Origin of the sequence: Bacillus sp. Nf3 (genome assembly GCF_003028545.1) — a bacterium.
GTDB classification, from domain to species: domain Bacteria; phylum Bacillota; class Bacilli; order Bacillales; family Bacillaceae; genus Bacillus; species Bacillus safensis.
Genome location: NZ_PYUA01000100.1, coordinates 1 through 536 on the forward strand (window position 1 = coordinate 1; position 536 = coordinate 536).

Here is a 536-nt window from a genome sequence, read left to right on the forward strand (position 1 = left end):
CCGAGAGATCAACAAGAGATGCACATGGCTCGCTGCACGAGCCCAGTTCGGATCGATTGCGACAACCGACTTCTGCTTCCTGCCTGATCGCGGCTGGCGTCAGCCGTTGATCTTGGAGGTTGCACTGGAAACGTTCTTGCCGCTGGGAAAAGAGTATTGGTTAGAGCCAAGCAGCAACTGGAGGCTCTAGTGGAATCACGATTGGCACTCGTTGTAAGCCATCCCTCGAGTAGACTGAGGTCAGCCACGAGCTGGTAAGCAAGGAGGCCTTGCAAAGACCAAGCGTTAAGGAGGTAGGCTCTATTGCTGCAGAGATCCATTCCACTGCCGATGTTTGCGGCAGAAGGTCAGGACCTCGAGTTCGAACGCCGGCATTGCGCCCACCAGCACTCCAAAAACTCCTCCTGAGCCGCGGTCTCGATGGCGCCCGGTCTCGCGAAACGTACCATTCTCATCGCATCTTGGGCCGTCTGCGCGGTTTCGCTCTGCAGTAGAAGCATGGCCGCAACGGTTCCAGCTCGGCCGAGTCCTCCCTT

2 protein-coding genes are annotated in these 536 nt (G+C 57.5%); one reads left to right on the forward strand and one right to left on the reverse strand.

Going from position 1 to position 536, the window contains the following annotated elements; genetic code table 11:
- Positions 1–190: hypothetical protein (locus C9414_RS20415; protein ID WP_219909142.1), on the forward strand; the 190-nt coding region annotated here is incomplete at its 5' end.
- 157 nt (positions 191–347) lie between these two features.
- Here the strand turns inward: C9414_RS20415 and C9414_RS21350 are convergent.
- Positions 348–536: phosphatase domain-containing protein (locus C9414_RS21350; protein WP_483295701.1), on the reverse strand; the 189-nt coding region annotated here is incomplete at its 5' end.